At 68.4% G+C, this 15,402-nt stretch carries 12 protein-coding genes and 1 pseudogene; 11 read left to right on the top strand and 2 right to left on the bottom strand.

The annotated features are described in order from the left end of the window. The first annotated feature begins 84 nt into the window (after window positions 1-84). The 4 genes and pseudogenes from IEY86_RS22605 (at window position 85) to IEY86_RS22615 (ending at window position 4,708) form a co-directional block, all read left to right on the top strand. On the top strand, window positions 85-738 hold the full coding sequence (locus IEY86_RS22605) for a response regulator transcription factor (protein ID WP_189133687.1): 654 nt from the start codon (window positions 85-87) through the stop codon (window positions 736-738). A gap of 74 nt (window positions 739-812) precedes the next feature. Beyond that, complete coding sequence (locus IEY86_RS22610; protein WP_189133637.1) at window positions 813-1,943, top strand: sensor histidine kinase; 1,131 nt, start codon at window positions 813-815, stop codon at window positions 1,941-1,943. A gap of 746 nt (window positions 1,944-2,689) precedes the next feature. Further along, window positions 2,690-2,947 (top strand): annotated as a pseudogene (locus tag IEY86_RS38145) (ATP-binding protein); the annotation flags it as partial. An 87-nt stretch (window positions 2,948-3,034) separates the two neighbouring features. Beyond that, window positions 3,035-4,708 (top strand): hypothetical protein, encoded by a 1,674-nt coding sequence (locus IEY86_RS22615; RefSeq protein WP_229698670.1) that lies wholly within the window; start codon window positions 3,035-3,037, stop codon window positions 4,706-4,708. 296 nt (window positions 4,709-5,004) lie between these two features. Here the strand turns inward: IEY86_RS22615 and IEY86_RS22620 are convergent, their stop codons facing one another. Further along, window positions 5,005-5,391 (bottom strand): hypothetical protein, encoded by a 387-nt coding sequence (locus IEY86_RS22620; protein ID WP_189133639.1) that lies wholly within the window; start codon window positions 5,389-5,391, stop codon window positions 5,005-5,007. A 160-nt stretch (window positions 5,392-5,551) separates the two neighbouring features. Continuing rightward, window positions 5,552-7,618 (bottom strand): ATP-binding protein, encoded by a 2,067-nt coding sequence (locus tag IEY86_RS22625; RefSeq protein ID WP_189133640.1) that lies wholly within the window; start codon window positions 7,616-7,618, stop codon window positions 5,552-5,554. 519 nt (window positions 7,619-8,137) lie between these two features. Between IEY86_RS22625 and IEY86_RS22630 the strand changes: the two genes are divergently transcribed. The 7 genes from IEY86_RS22630 to IEY86_RS22660 all read left to right on the top strand — a co-directional run bounded on the left by IEY86_RS22630 (window position 8,138) and on the right by IEY86_RS22660 (window position 14,868). Continuing rightward, on the top strand, window positions 8,138-8,704 hold the full coding sequence (locus tag IEY86_RS22630; RefSeq protein WP_189133641.1) for a hypothetical protein: 567 nt from the start codon (window positions 8,138-8,140) through the stop codon (window positions 8,702-8,704). Window positions 8,705-8,833: 129 nt separating this feature from the next. Beyond that, the gene (locus IEY86_RS36640; RefSeq protein ID WP_229698671.1) at window positions 8,834-9,448 is read left to right on the top strand and encodes a hypothetical protein; all 615 of its coding nucleotides are present in this window, start codon (window positions 8,834-8,836) and stop codon (window positions 9,446-9,448) included. 168 nt (window positions 9,449-9,616) lie between these two features. Further along, complete coding sequence (locus IEY86_RS22640) at window positions 9,617-10,282, top strand: hypothetical protein (RefSeq protein ID WP_189133642.1); 666 nt, start codon at window positions 9,617-9,619, stop codon at window positions 10,280-10,282. A 1-nt stretch (window position 10,283) separates the two neighbouring features. Next, window positions 10,284-11,990 (top strand): GH3 family acyl-acid amido synthetase, encoded by a 1,707-nt coding sequence (locus IEY86_RS22645; protein WP_189133689.1) that lies wholly within the window; start codon window positions 10,284-10,286, stop codon window positions 11,988-11,990. A gap of 18 nt (window positions 11,991-12,008) precedes the next feature. Next, on the top strand, window positions 12,009-12,881 hold the full coding sequence (locus IEY86_RS22650) for an SAM-dependent methyltransferase (RefSeq protein WP_189133643.1): 873 nt from the start codon (window positions 12,009-12,011) through the stop codon (window positions 12,879-12,881). A gap of 79 nt (window positions 12,882-12,960) precedes the next feature. Beyond that, window positions 12,961-14,091, top strand: a complete 1,131-nt coding sequence (locus IEY86_RS22655) for a hypothetical protein (protein ID WP_189133644.1) — start codon at window positions 12,961-12,963, stop codon at window positions 14,089-14,091. Between the two features lie 18 nt (window positions 14,092-14,109). Further along, on the top strand, window positions 14,110-14,868 hold the full coding sequence (locus tag IEY86_RS22660) for a DUF6182 family protein (RefSeq protein ID WP_189133645.1): 759 nt from the start codon (window positions 14,110-14,112) through the stop codon (window positions 14,866-14,868). Window positions 14,869-15,402 lie beyond the last annotated feature (534 nt).

The raw sequence follows: 15,402 nt of genomic DNA on the forward strand, positions 1-15,402 counted from the left end.
ACCGCGGACTAACCGGGGGCCCCGCATGCTGACAGCAGCCGGCTGGGAGGCCGTGCCATGGCGAACAGGAAAGAAGGGCGGCCGATGCGGATACTCGTCGTCGAGGATGATGAAGAACTGGCCCGGACCATCGCCGACGGCCTGCGCTACGAGGGAATGAGCACGGATCTCGCCCACGACGGCGGCAAGGCCCTGGAGATGGCCTCGGCGGCCGAATACGACGTGCTGGTTCTGGACCGCGACCTGCCGGTGATCGACGGCGACGCCGTGTGCCGCACCCTGACCGCCATGGGGCACCCGGCCCGGATTCTCATGCTCACCGCCGCCGGCACCCTCAACGACATCGTCCATGGCCTCGGCCAAGGCGCCGACGACTACCTCGCCAAACCCTTCTCATACCTCGAACTGGTCGCCCGGCTACGTGCCCTCGGCCGTCGCGGACCCGCCGGTGCGCCGACTGTGCTGGAACGGCGCGGCGTACGCGTGGACACGGTCCGCCGCATGGCCGAGCGGGACGGCAGGCTGCTGCGGCTGACCCCGAAAGAACTGGACGTGCTCGAGGTGCTCCTGGAGGCGGACGGCGGTGCGCTGCGTCCTGCCGAGCTGCTGAAGCTCGTATGGGACGCCGACATCGATCCCCGGAGCACCATCGCCAAAGTCACCGTGCACCAGCTGCGCCGCAAGCTCGGCGATCCACCACTGATCGAGACCGTGCCCGGCTTCGGATACCGACTGTGAACCCGCCCTCGCTGCGTTTCCCGCGGCTGCCCTGCCTCCCCGCCCCTCGCCACGGCCTGACGATCCGCACCCGCTTGGCGCTGCTCAACTCGGCGGTGTTCATGGCCGGGGGCGGCGCGATTCTGGCGCTCGCGTGGCTCAGTGCCCGGGAGATCATCGACAAGCACAGGTCCATGCTCACCGCGGCCTCCGTACCCGCGACTCCTCCCGCAGGAGCCGGAGCCGCCCCACCCAACCCGCACCCGGCCACCCCGCGGTCGGCGGTGGCGGCGCGGGAGTTCTCCGCGTTCCAGGACGAGGTGCTGGCGGACCTGCTGCGATGGTCATTCGTCATCCTCGTCGCCTTCCTCGCCCTGTCCCTGCTGGCGACCTGGTGGACCGCCCGGCAGTCACTGGGCCGTATCGGCCGTGTCACCGCCGCCGCGCGGCACATCGGCGAGGGAAACCTTGACGCCCGGCTCGCCCTGGTGGGTCCGCAGGACGAGGTGAAGGAACTCGGTGACACCTTCGACACCATGCTCGACCGTCTGGAACGCAGCTTCACCGACCAGCGGCGCTTTGCCGCCCACGCCTCCCACGAGTTGCGCACCCCGATCGCCCTCCAGCGCGCGGCCCTGGAGATCCCCCTGATCCAGGGCCGCGTGCCCACCGACCTCGAACCCGACATCCGCCGCGCTCTGGCGGCAACCGAGCGCAGCGAGGCCCTCATCTCCGCTCTGCTGGCCCTGGCTCGTGGTGAGAGCGGCATCCTCACCCCCCGCCCCACCGATCTCGCCGACCTGGCCCGGTCGGCCATCACGGACATCCGGGCCGAGACGGATCAGAACGACGTGAGGCTCGAAGCCGACCTCCAGTGGGCGCAGGTCGCAGGTGACATCACACTGCTCGCCCAACTCGTGGCGAACCTGGTGGCCAACGCCGTACGCCACAATGTGCCGGGCGGATCCGTACACGTACGGACCGGCACCACCGGGTCCGGGGCCTTCGTCGAGGTGTCCAACACCGGCCCGACCATCGACCCGGCGGACCTCCCCGACCTCTTCAAGCCCTTCCGCCGCGGCACCCGTCGCGGCAAGGGCTCCGGCCTCGGCCTGTCCGTCGTCCGCTCTGTCACCGACACCCACCACGGCATCCTCAGCGCCCGCCCCAACGCGGTGGGAGGGGGCCTGACCCTGCGCGTGGACATCCCGGCATCGGGCGCGTGACACGCACATCCACGGCCGGCCGGTGGGCTTGCCATTGCGGCGGTGGCAACGCCATCGGTGGACACTGCCTGCGTAGTGCCGCGGCCGTCGCTGACCGGCCCTCCCGAGTCCCCGTCCCCCCCATTCTCGCGCCGCCCGGCACCGCGCCTTCGAGCTGGTGGACACCGTTGTCCCGCCCGGTTGCGGCGGCGATGAAACCGACCAGTGTCCGCCTCGTGTCCGTGGTGGCCCATCACCTGGTCGATCGCGTGGCGTACTGATCGGGGGCGCGGTTCCTCCCGCGCGATGCCGTCATGTCGGCAGTGGACCGGATCCGCATACATGAGCAGTGCTGGACAGATGAGTGGACTTCTGGATGGGCAGTCACCGCCAGCAGCATGAGCCGTCGACGCCAGTGGAGACAGGAGCAGAAGCGAGCACCGCGACGCCGAGTTGTTCCCGTGCCGAGGTGCAGCGTGCAAAGAGACTGGCCGCGCGACGAGAAGGGGAGTCCGGGTGGCACCGGTGGGGAGTAGGTCCTCGCCCTACGGCGCGGCAGATCGCACCCGAGTGAACGGGCGTTCGTGTGGGGCGAGACGAATCGGCCTCGGAGCGTCGCCGGGGCCGACGGCGCTCCATCAACGCCGCCTCCTTCTCCGGGGAACACCTCACCAGTTCGTCACCCGCCGCCTCAGGCGGCCAGGCCTCACGTGCCGCAGCGGTTGCGACGGCTGCCTGTCCACATCCAGGGAAAGGATCGTTATTGCATGACGAGCGAGACATTGGGACGACGTCTGACGGCCGCACGGCAGCGAGCATTCGTCGGCCGAGAGTCAGAACTGGACATATTCCGGGAATCGTTGCGGGCTGCTGATGGCTCCCGACCGGTTCTCTTTGTCCACGGCCCCGGAGGGGTTGGCAAGACCGCCCTACTCGGTCAATTCGCCAGGATCGCGCGCGCTGCGGGTCGACGGGTCGTGCACATCGAAGGCCGCCTGCTCCAACCCTGCACATCCGCCTACGCGGCCGCTGCGACAGCAGCGTCCGACGAGCCGGGTTCCGTACTCCTCGTCGACTCCCTCGAACAGTGCCCGGCCATGGAGACCTGGTTCATGGGAGAGTTTCTCCACCGGGCCCCACTCGGGATGACCGTGGTTCTGGCGGGCCGTGATGCCCCCGACGTCCACTGGACTGCGGACTCCGGCTGGGCGGAGGTGCTGAGTGTGCTCCCCCTGTCCGAGCTGTCCGAATCGGAATCCAGCCGCCTCCTGACACTCAAAGGCGTCCCGGAGGAGCAGCATGCAGCGGTGCTGTCCGTAACCGGGGGGAGCCCACTGGCTCTGTCACTGGCCGCTGCCCCCGGCATCGCCCGGAATTCCGGCCCGCGGTGGGAGGCCGAGCAGGCAGTCATCGACAGGGCGCTTCCTCATTTGCTTGGGGAGAACCCATCCTCGGCCGCTCGTCAGGCGTTGGACGTCTGCGCCCTTGCGCCAGTCACCTCCGAGGCCTTACTTCGCGCCGTCCTGGGCGGTGATGCGCACCGCCTCTTCACCTGGCTGCGCGCGCGGCCCTTCATCACCTCGGTCGCCAGGGGCCTGTATCCGTTCGACGCCGTGCGTGCCGCGTTGAGACGGGACCTGGCCTGGCGGGATCCCGACACATTCACCGACCTGGTCGCCAAGCTCCGGCTCGTCCTGCTCTCCCGGGTGCGCACCGCCTCCGAAGCACAACTGCCCGAAGCGGTGAACGATCTGTTGTTCCTCTCCCAACCCTTCCGCACTCGCCCGCCCCGACCCGCACAACAGGTCCATGAAGCGCACTACGCTCCACGTGATCGCGAAGAAATCCTGGAGCTGGCTGCCCGGGCCGAGGGCAAGGCAACGGCCGCCCTCGTCGCCCGATGGCTCGACCGCAACCCCACAGCCTTCTGCGTGCACCGCTCGGTCGGGCAGCGGGCAATCCTCGGCTTCTCCACATGGTTGCGACTGGCAAGCCCTGACGACACGGACTGGGACCCAATCGTCCATGCCGCTTGGGAACACGCGCGGACGCACGCACCTCTGCGCACAGGTGAACACATCGCGGTGGCACGCTTCGCCGTGGCCTCCCCGTCGTGCGACGGGGCACCGTCACTGCTCGACATGATGCAAAGGCGTGCTTTGGGCGAGAGTCTGCGCGCCGAGAGGTTGGGATGGGCTTTCGCGGTCTTCAACCATGACCCGCTGCCCGGCACCGCGGCACCGCACTTCGGCATGCCGCCCATCGAGCAGTGGGTCGAAGTCGGTGCCCGCCGCTACGGCCTGTGTGCCCAGGACTGGCGGACCGATCCGGCTGCCGGCTGGCTGGAGCGCCCACCCGCCGTCGCCCCGCTGAGACGCGCCGAGCCGAGCCGCGCCCCGCTGACGGTTCTGAGTCATGCCGAGTTCGACGAGGCAGTGCGCGAGGCCCTGCGCAATCTCCACAAACCCGAGCTTCTCGAGCTGAGTCCGCTCACCAAGTGCCGGATCGTGGCCGAGCACGACACCGATCTCCACAGCGTTCTCACCACCGCTATAGAGGCACTCCTCCTGGAGCGCGGAGGCACCAGAGGGCACCGCGCCCTGACGGCCCTGTACGTCCGGGGAGCTCCCACTCAGCAGGCGGCCGCCCTACGGCTCGGACTGCCTTTCAGCACGTACCGAAGGCACCTCACCGCGGCTGTCAGACATGTGCGCGCCTCGCTGTGGCAGCACGAACTCCACGGCACGCCCGTCACAGGACGGCTCCCTCCCACCCTGCGGCCATGACGGCGGGACTCCATCTTGCCCAGGTCCGCCTCGGGCAAGATGGAGTCCACATTGCGACGATCCAAGAGAGCGTCCGGTCACCGTGGGAGAACCGACTGTCCCCCTTGGCCCAAGCGGGTGCTGGTCGAGGACGGCACGCCGCCCCCCAGGGGTGTGCGGAGCACCCGTCCGCCCTCAGCAGGGCTGCCTCATGTGCCGAACAGGTCGAAGCGGCCGGGTGAGGGCACCCTTTCGTCCACGGACTTCCTGATGCCACGCCGCGCCGAGGGATGAGCCCCTCGGCGCCGGCAGGTGGTTCACCACTTAAGGCTCGGTGAGTTCCACGACTTGTTGACGGTAATGTCGGTGAGGCGGACGTGGCAACTGCCTTGATCGCCCACCGCGAAGACGTAGGTGTACTTGCGGTACGCCCCGACACTGAAGGCACCCAAGTCACCGGCCCATCGGCCGTTGTCGCATACGAGGTTGAAGTCCACTGTGTGCCCTCTGAGGTCCTCGTCCGCGAACAGATAGGCCTGGTAGCCGGTTGGATCGCGGTAGATGCACAGGTCAGACGCACTGGCAGGACCCGCGAAGTAGCAGTGGCTGCTACCGGCGTGGGCAGAGGATGCGAAGGTCAGCGACGCCGCCAGGAGGCCGATGCTTCCAGCTAGCACGGCGAACGTCCGCTTGATATTTGCCATGGGGACTCCGTCTTCGCTCATGGGTGGAGGGTGTGACGGGGATCAAGCTATGCACCGCGGCTACCCGGTCACCAGACCTGATCCATGCTCAAAACTGCTCAACTTGGGCACCGGACCAGATGCTGGGGTGAGTCTCCGCGCCCTGTGCACTCATGGCTGTTCACTCGTGCTCAGTGAGCCGGGGTGAGTCAACCCTGGTCGCGTCGGCGTCGAGGGGGTTGGGTGAGGTCTGTCGCCACCACATCAGTTCGCAGACACGCTCGGTTCCTTGCCTCAGGTGTCGTCGGTAGGTGCTGTAGGGCAGGCCGAGCCGTTTGGCCGCGGCCTCCTGGGTCCGTACGCGTGCGACGTAGGTGGTCGTTACGGCGGCGTGCATTTTCGTCTGGCGGGGGTTGTCGAGCAGCGAATTGAGCGTTTCGCAGATCAGATTCCGCAGGGCGGTCACGCAGTCGCCGTCCTGGGGGTGGGTGGGCTTGGGGAGCAGGCGGCTGGCCAGCAGCGGGTTCTTCTCGAGTGCGACCGGGTCGTGCAGGTGGCGCAGGGCTTCACGCACCGCGCTGTCGAACTCCGCACGGTTCAACGGGGTTTCGCCGTCGCTGGTCTCGTGCGTCACGGCTGGTTCGTGCAGCGGGCCCGGCTGGGTGCGGTCGAACCAGGTCTGCGCGGGTGTGGTGCGCCAGTCGCGCCCGAACAGGGTGAGCGTGCGCCCGCCGTCCCAGGGTGTCTGCGCCAGCGGCGGATGCCCGTGGTGGCGCAGGAGCGGACCCCACAGCTGAGCGTGCGGGGTGGCGACGAAGGACCAGGCCAGTCCCTGGGACCGTATCCAGTCCTTGCAGATCCGCAGACGCATCTGCAGTCCGACGGGCGAGACCTTTCCGTATGCCTGCGGGTGGACCATGAACCGTGCCATGCACATGTGCCGGCCCGCTCGCAGCCGTCCTCGGTGTTCGATGTGTTCCCAGGCGGCCGCCGCCATGGGGTCGGTGTCCGCTTCGTCGCCGGGTGCGGTCAGCCGGAGCAAGGCCATGAAGGCCACCAGCCGGCCCGACCCCGCACTGCGGTACGCCCAGAATGCCGTCGGCTGCCGACGGAGCCAGTACCGCACGATGTGCGCGGAGCGGGGGCCTTCTGTCTGCTCGGTCATCCGCAGCACGGCGTCGTGGTCGCGCGGGTGCAGCGCCTGCTCGGTTGTCTCTGCCTCGTGGGCGACGTCCTTGAAGTAGGGCTCCATGGGGCCGTACCGCTTGAGGTAGGCGAGCGCGCGCACGGCATGGATCGCATCGGGCTCGGCCACGGTGCGGGCCTGGTGCAGCAGGTGAAGGCCCGCCCGGTGGTGCATCTGCTCGTAGCCTTGCGGGTCTCGCCAGCGCAAATCACGGTCGAGCGCCTCGGCGACCAGTTGGTCCAGCACCAGCCCGTGGCCGCCGGAGTCGCAGAAGGGCAGTTGGCGCAGCCAGTCGAAGGTCTCGGCGGCGTGTTCCTCACCCACCACGGCACCGAGCAGACTCTCGGTCGTGGTCATCGTGTGCGCGGCGGTCTGCAGGGCCAGGCGGTGATGCCGTGAGGGGAGTTCACCGATCAAGGTGTCCAGCAGTTCGGCGATGACATCCGGGGTGGGAGTCCAGGCGGACCGCATCGCAGGGGTGCAAGCGCCGGCGGAGGCGGCCAGACTGAGTGCCAGGGGGTGCCCGCCCGCGAAGGCCAGCACGCCGTCACGCAGCTCGGGAGGCACGCCCCGCTCGGCGAGAAAGGCCGCCGCCGTCCCGCAGTCCAGCGGCCCCAGCTTGAGGACCTCGAGAGAGTCGCTCCATGCCAGGTCGCACGACCAGGCCATGCTGGCAGGCACACGTGCGGCCACCACGGTCAGGGTGCGCTCGTGCAAGGAGGGCAGGAAGCGCTCCCGCAGCCAGCCCTCCAATCCGTCGCAGTGCTCGAAGGAGTCGATCAGCAGCACGGCTTCCCGGCACGAGGCAGCCTTCGCCGCCTCGGTTTCGAGACCGGTCGGGGAGGGATCGATCTGCCGTCCGTCGACAGGCACGACCAACCGTCCGGCCTGCGCGGCCTCGTCGGCGAACCGGCGCAGCAACGTGGTCTTCCCCACGCCTCCAGGACCGTGCACATAGAACACCACGGGCGCTCCGGGCTCATGCCTGAGCGCGGCCCGGAACTTCTCCAACTCCTCCGACCGGCCCACGAAGGACCGATCCCGCGCCGATCTCAGACGCACAGCCAAACAGTCATCGACGGCATCCATGCTTGAACCCTTGTCTCAATGAGGCTGTTTCCCTGTCCGGCCGCAGCCGTCCACAAGCGCCGCAGCCGTTGGCCCGGCCCCCGCGGTGCGGCAGTCTGCATGCCGCCCATGCCGTGGGCCATCATCGTATGACTTGGGTTAGGCGCCGGTGAGCTCGAGGATGCGCCGCTCATCGCCTGGCCCTATGAGCGGGCACCCCAGCAGGCTCCAGCTCACGCCGGCTGTCTCGACGGGCTCGTCGTGCGGCTGGTTGTAAGCGGAAGCGAGCAGAGGTTGAGCACTTATTGGACTGGAAGGTGAACACGCGGTACTGGGAAGGTGCTGCTGGCAAAAGCACTGGGTTGCCAGACCAGCAACGGCCGATGTCGCGTGCTTCCAAGCATCCGGTAGGCGACGTCCTTGGCCGGCAGCGGGTAACTGGCTCGCAGCGGCCGCCCTTCGGGGACGGCGGCAACGCGTTCTTTGCACAACCTCCAGAGCCGAGGCTCAGTGATGAAACGTCACCAGACTCTCACAGCAATCGCTGCAACGCTCGCCGCAACGCTCCTTTCAGTCACGCACGCCAGTGCCGGCGGTGCCAACGCCGACTCGGGTACCGCGACTGCACCGCACTGCGTGGCCACCCCGGAAGCGGTCCAGGTCACCTGCTTCGACACGTTCCGGAAGGCGATTTCCTTCGCCAGTGGCGGGCGGATCAACAACGCTCCCACCAGCGCGCGGGCCGCAGCCGACGACCAGGGGCTCCAGCAGCGTTTGGCATCCACCAAGTCGGCCTCCGGATACGTCATCGCGGCAACGCTCTACGACTACGCCAACTACACCGGGCCTTCGCTCACCGTGTGGACGCCACGCCCCTGCAAGGACGGCAACGGCCTCGATTTCAGCCAAGACCTCAAAGGCATCGGCTGGGCGAACAGAGTCTCGTCTCTACAGCCCTGGGCGAACTGCTGGATCAAGCTGTTCAAGGAGTCGGGTGCGGTCGAAGGACCGTACAAGACGAACACCCCCGATGTCGGGAACTACATCAACAACCGCGCCGTCAGGATAGAGCTGGAGTAGGCATACAGAGGTCACGGGGACCTCATCCGAAGCCAATCTCCCACAGGCCAATCCGAAAGGTCGTACCCGATCATGAATCCGCATCCAAGGCTGCTGGCTCTGGCCGGCATGGTTCTCCTCGCAGGTCTAGTGGCTGCACCCAGCGCCAACGCCTCCGATTCCGCAGCCCGCAGCGCCGCGCGCGACGCCGGAGTGGTGTACGCGAACGGCGGACAGCACCAAAAGCAGGCACTCGCCGCTGAGTCCAGCCCCGGTGTACGGGCACTCCTGGAGGCGTGCGGCCACAAGACCGACGTGTGCGACTTCCATCCCGAAGGATCGCCAACCGTCTACACGGGTGCCAGGGAACTGGCCGGCAGCGCGACAAACTGCACCGACGACAAGATGACCCGCTGGATAGAGTGGTCCACCCTTCAGACCACCAAGAACAGTGTCGGCCTGGAGATGAGCGCCGAGGCCGGATTCGGGGAAGTCTTCAAGGTCGGCTTCAAGGTGGCGTACAACCGCGAGTGGGGTTGGGAGAAGGGCAAGACCGACAGGATGTTGCAGGAGCTCAGCCCGAAGCGCGCGGTCAACATTTTCGTTGCCCCGGTACGGCAGTCGGTCCGCGGCACCTACGAGCTGCACTTCGGCTACCGCTACTACGGCCACTACTACTGGTACGTCAGGAACGTCGAGGTCAACGGGCCGGCGGACAGCGGCGCCATCAACTTGATAACGGAGAAAACACCGGCCAACTGCTGAGAGCGGATCAGGGGTGCCCGTCCCTGGCGGGCACCCCTGGCTTGTCTGCGCACCCGCCCGAGCAGACGTGAGGATGAGCCCGAGAACGGCGGTAGACTTGGCGGGCGACTTCTCGAACTGTCGTGCGCGTCGGCTGCCCGGCCCCTTCCATTTCATGGAGAAATTTGCGTGTACATGAGCAACACAATCCTGTCTTGGCCCACACTCGCGCGCGCGGCGCCCTTCACGGTGCTGCTCGGCCCCGACTACTCGGGCAAGTCATCCGCGCTACGCATCCTGGCGGGCCGTCAGGATTTCACCGTTGTCTCCTACGACAAGGCGTTCACCGAACCGAACCATCGCCTAGTGGCAAAAGTTCAGCGAGAGTTCATGGCGGAGGGACTCTGTGCGCCGGCCGGAAGATACTCGTCCGACCTGTTGCTCACCCTGCTCCAGGTCGCCGTAGTGCATCTGCGTGACCAGCTGCTCGCCGCTCCGCGAGGTATGCCCTTGATCATGGACTCCTACTACTTCAAGATCCTCTCGAAGTGCGCTCTGCTGGGTCATGCCAATGAGGCGCTCTTCTCCTGGTGGCGCTCGTTTCCCCGCCCCGACAGGGTTGTCTACCTGGACGTCCCACCCGATGTGGCCTGGCAGCGCAGTGGCCACGGGGCCTCGGTGAACGCCATGGAGCACTACGGCGAGCGGCCGACCAAATCCGGATTCATGGATCTGCAGGAGGATCTGCGCCGCGCCATGCTCATGGAAGTGGCCGGTCTCGACCTACACATCCTCGACACATGCGAGGACGTCGAGTCGACGACCCGCCTGATAGAGAAGTCGGCGGTGAACTGAAATCGTCTCCGAATCAACCAAGGGCCCCGCGGCGCCTTCTGCGTTATCCCTTTACCGCGAGCGGGTCCACCAGGAGCGGGAACGGCTGTGGAACGCGCTCGATGACGCCCCCGCCCGTCAGCACGAGACCCTGCTGGGATTCCTGACGGAGAACGCGGACACCGCGTTCGGGCGGGCGCACGGCTTCTCCCGGATGAAGAACGTCGACCAGTACCGCGCCACCGTCCCCATCGCCGACTACGACGCCCTGGCCTCCTGGATCGAAGCCGCGGCCGCCGGAACACCGCGCGTGCTGTCGGCAGACGCGCCCGTCGTCTTCTTCAAGAGCAGCGGAAGCACCGGCGAGAGCAAGCGGATCCCCATCACCCGCCGGTTCATGGAGCGGTCGTTCTTCCCGTTCTACTACGCGGCCTGGGCGAACGTCGTCGACCACTTCCCGGACGCCGTCGCCCGCCCCGACGCCACGCTCAACCTCAAGCACGATCCGGCGCCGATCGCCGGGACCACTCGTTCCGGACAGCCCCACCTGGGGGCCAGTCAGGTCGACTTCGCCACCGCGTTCGGCGAGCCGCTGTCGGCCGAGCCGGGCAGCCGGGCCCCCTGGAGCGTCCTGCCCGCCGGAGTGGACGCCGGCGACCACCTCGAACGCTGCTACGTCCGGCTCCGGCACGCGATCGCACACGATGTCCGCTGTGTCATCGGCATCAACCCGGCCATGGTCGCCGCCCTGCCGTTCCAGTTGGAGCAGTGGTGGCCGCGGCTGATGAAGGACCTGCACAAAGGAACCGTCGACGGCCGTCGCGGCTCCACTCCAGACCCGGTGCGCTCCGCCGAGCTCGATCGCCTCGCCGAGCGCGCCGGTGGTCCCCTCCCCGCGCATGTGTGGCCCCGCATGCAGCTGCTGTTCTGCTGGACCACAGGGCTGGCCTCGCTGTATCTGCCCAGGCTCAGGGAATCCTTCGGGCCGCAGGTGAGCGCCCTGCCCGCCCCTGTCGCCGCCTCGGAAGGGTTCGTCGCCGTCCCTCTGGACCGGCATGCCACGGCCGGGCCGCTGGCGGTCACGGCGTGCCTGTACGAGTTCATCGACGCCGACGAGGAGATCCGTCCCAACAGCGCCACGCTGCTCCTGCCGGAGCTCGAGCCGGGACGCGAGTACCATGTGATCATCAGCCATGTGGGCGGCCTGTACCGCTATGCCCTGGGCGACGTGGTGCGCGTGGTCGACCGGGTCAGGGGCGTGCCGCGGGTCGAGTACGCCGGGCGGCGCACCGTCAGCGACGCCGCCGGGGAGCGGCTGCGCGAGTCCCATGTGGTGCGGGCACTGCGCTCGGCACTGGCCTCGACGGGACTCGAAGCGCGCAACGCCACCTGCCGAACCGTCACCCCCGACGCCCCCGGCGCCCCGGGCGCGGCCCCCGCGATCCCTGGATACGTCTTCGCCGTCGAGCCGTTCACACCCTGGTCGGACCGCGAGGCGCGCATGTTCGCCGATGCCCTGGACGTCTCCCTCGGCACGGTGTCCGCCCTCTACCGTGCGGCCCGGGCGGAGCAGCGGCTGCGTCCGCTCGTCGTCCACCGCACGGCCTCGGGCGCGTTCGCCCGGGAATGGCAGGACAGGGTCGCCTCCGGCATCCGCCCCGCCCAGGTCAAGGACCGCGTCTTCCAACACGACGATGCGGCATGGCAGCGCCTGCTCGGCAACCGCTGAGGGCCTGAGAGGAACACGATGGAAGCCTTTGACGCCGTGGCGAAGACGTCCCTGCTCACCTCGGCACTGCGTGCCCAGGAGAACCTGCGCGAGGACCGGCTCTACGAGGACCCGTACGCCGCGCACCTCGCCACCGCACTCGGCTGGGACCTGTTCGGCCAGGTCGCCGATGCCACCCGGCCCAGCAGCACCCAACCCGGTAGCCAGGTAACGAGCACCTTCGATTACAACGCCATCAGGACCCGGTTCTTCGACGAGTACCTGGTGAAGGCCACCGTCGATCAGGGAGGCGGCCCGGCCCAGGTCGTCCTCGCCGCCGCCGGTATGGACACACGGGCCTATCGGCTGGCGTGGCCGGGGCCGGTGAATCTGTACGAACTCGACCGCCCGGCCGTGCTCGCCGCCAAGGAGTCCGCCCTCGAGGTCGTTTCGGTGTCCCCCGGAGTCACCCGGCGGACCCTGGGCGTCGACCTGCTGGACGACGACTGGTCCGCCCGGTTGCGGGAGAGGGGCTACCGGCCCGACGAGCCGTCGGTGTGGCTGCTCGAAGGTCTGCTCTACTACATCACCGAACAGCAGGCCAGACGGGTACTGGACCAGGTGCGGAAGGCGTCCGCGCCCGGCAGCCTGGTGGCCGCCGACATCGTGAGCGCCACCGCCTTCACCTCCCCCGCGATGCAGCCGCTGCTCGATGCCTTCGACCGGTGGGGCTGCCCCTGGCTGTTCGGCCATGACGAGCCCGAGGCCTTCTTCGCCGAGCACGGGATCAAGGCTCAGGCCGTGCAGCCGGGAGAGGAGCACGCCGACTACGGGCGCTGGCGTGACGCCGTACACCCGCGCGACGTGCCGGACGTGGAGCGGGTGTTCCTCGTTCACGGGCGGCGCACATGACGGCTGCGACAGTGCCGGGCGGAAGCGGCGCCGGGTGCGCTCCCGCGCTTGTTGGCCACGGACCGGAGGACCTCTGTCGATGAAGGTGCTCATCGCCCCGGTCACCGTGACACCCACCAAGGCGCTCGGGCTCAGCCACGTCAAGGGGCTGCTGTGGGTGGACACGATGTACCGGGCGACCCGGCTGCTGACCGATGCGGACTACCTGTACAGCCACACCACGTACAACACCACCCGGCAGACCGCCGGATTCTGGGAGTACCTGGACCGGGCCTGCCCCGACGTCGACGCGTCCACCTGCACGGAGGACGACGTGGGCCGCCTCTACGTGGGCTACCAGGCAGAGGCCAGGGAACGGCCGACGCCGGAGCAGGCGCTTCGCCCGTACATCCAGGCTGTCGAAGACTCCGGCTGGGTACACCCGGTCAGCCGAAGGGTGCTCGACCTGTGGGTCGGCCACTACGCCTGGCTGGGCCTGCACGACCCGGGAATCACTCAGGTACGCCCCCCTGGCCTGCGGTTCGAAGAAGCCGTCGACCTGCTGGCCCGCCACGGGCTGTGCCTCGACATGCGCCGGGACGGCGGCCCGGTCTTCCTCGACGCCACCGCCCAGGGCCTGCCACTTCGCACCATCGCCACCCCGACGGGCCACCCCAACTACCTCGCCTGCGCGCTGCGCGAGCTGATCCCGCTGCTCCCCCGGTACGAGAGGGTCGTGCTCGTTCACGACAGGGAGCTGACCGAGGACTACATCCTGCTGGACAAGATCTGCACCACACTCGGCGCCACCGTGCACCGGGTCGCCCTCGATCGCGTGCCCGTCGACAACGTCGTACGCTCCAGCCGCCACGGCGTCGAGCGTCGGCACACGCTGGCCGGGCTGGCGGATGAGCTGGGCGACCACGCACCGGCCGAGGCGTTGAGGCTCGGCATGCGGCTGTATTTCATCGCCGGGCTCGGCAAGAGCGGACACCAGTCGTTCCGCATGGATCGGCTGCGCTGCACCGTGGACCGGGCGGCCAAGCTCCTCGCCGGAGCCGGAGCCGGCGACACCCAAGCCGACACGGACGCGGCAGAGGACGTCGCCGCGTTCCTGCGGCGGCACACCGGCGGCCGCGCCCATGTCGACCCCTACCGGCTCACGTCCGCGCTGCTCGCCCGCCACCGCCGGGTCCCCCTGCACCCGCTCGCCCACGCCGTCTACAGCTGACCCCGGACAAGGTTCTCGATGCTCACCCAGCAATACCTGCGCACCAAGGCCATCAGCAGGATCAAGAACGCCCACGCCGGACTCGGCCCAGGCGCCGACATCCCGGAGAAGGCCGGATGGCATGCCACGCTCCAGCAGGCACCGACGACAACCGTGACCGTCGTGATGCGCGAATTCGATCCGGCCGCGTTCGCACAATCAGCCCTCGACTATGCGACGAGCCTGCCGGGGAATCTGCGCGAGACATGGCTCCAGGCCTGCACCAGGACCGTGTTCCTGGCGGGAAGGCCCGCCAATCTCGTTTCCCGCTTCCGGTTCCACCACATCAGCGACAACAGCTCCATGGCCTGGACGGCACCGGCCCCGGCGAGCGAGCAGACCGCGCTGCGCCGCCTGCTCAAACTGTTCCCCGCCGCCGATCTGCCCGCCCTCCCACCGACCATGACCGCCCGCGTGCCCGGAACACCCTTGACCGCAGAAGCACAGCTCGACGTGGCCACGGCCCGCGTGTCCGGCGCCGACTATCTCGTCCATGTGCACCACCTGCTCGCGGAAGCGGTACTGACCGGCCGCATCAGGCCCGGCACCCGGCTGACGGCCCGCCACATCCCCACGCTCGACGGCGCCGCCCACCACTACGCGATGCTGCGGATCGCCCCGGATCCCACCGCCCGCGAGCGGTTGCGCGCGTACGCCGGGCTGGTCGTCCCGGGTTCACCGGCCGGGAGCACGCACCGTGGGCCTTGGGCCCAAAAGAGTCCATGCGCGACCGGTTGACCGCTTCTGCCCCCACTGCCCACTTCACAGGACCAATTCGCGCACCTGCCGGCACTCCACACGTACCGCGAGACCATCGACGATGGCGAGCCCCCGCCAGTGCTCACCCACGGCCTCACCGCATGCGGACGGGGGACGCTGTCCCGCTGTCCCGCTGTCCCGACGTCGGTGACCTCAATGCTCGGCTCCCGCTCGACCGGACTCAACAGAGAGTCATCTCGGCCCGCCCGTGCAGGGCCGCGTTGTTGATCGGCTCACCGATGATGAGGACTGCCGAGTCCCAGCCGTCGCCGACAATCCCCCGTGCTTCAGCAGACTGGAGGCGAACCAGATCGCGGACGGAGCCAGGTGCCGAAGTGAGCACATTCGAGCACCGTTCATACCTGTTGACTGAGCAACCACACCGCCTAGCCTCAGCGCCGTCACCCTCCATGCATCGGTCAGGATGAGGGCGGAGCCCTCATCTCTCGCCCAGGGCACACGACACGGCACCGGTCTGAACACCTGCCGCTGTGTCATCGAGCGCGCCCTCTC

It is taken from the genome of Wenjunlia tyrosinilytica (assembly GCF_014646055.1).
Lineage (GTDB): Bacteria > Actinomycetota > Actinomycetes > Streptomycetales > Streptomycetaceae > Wenjunlia > Wenjunlia tyrosinilytica.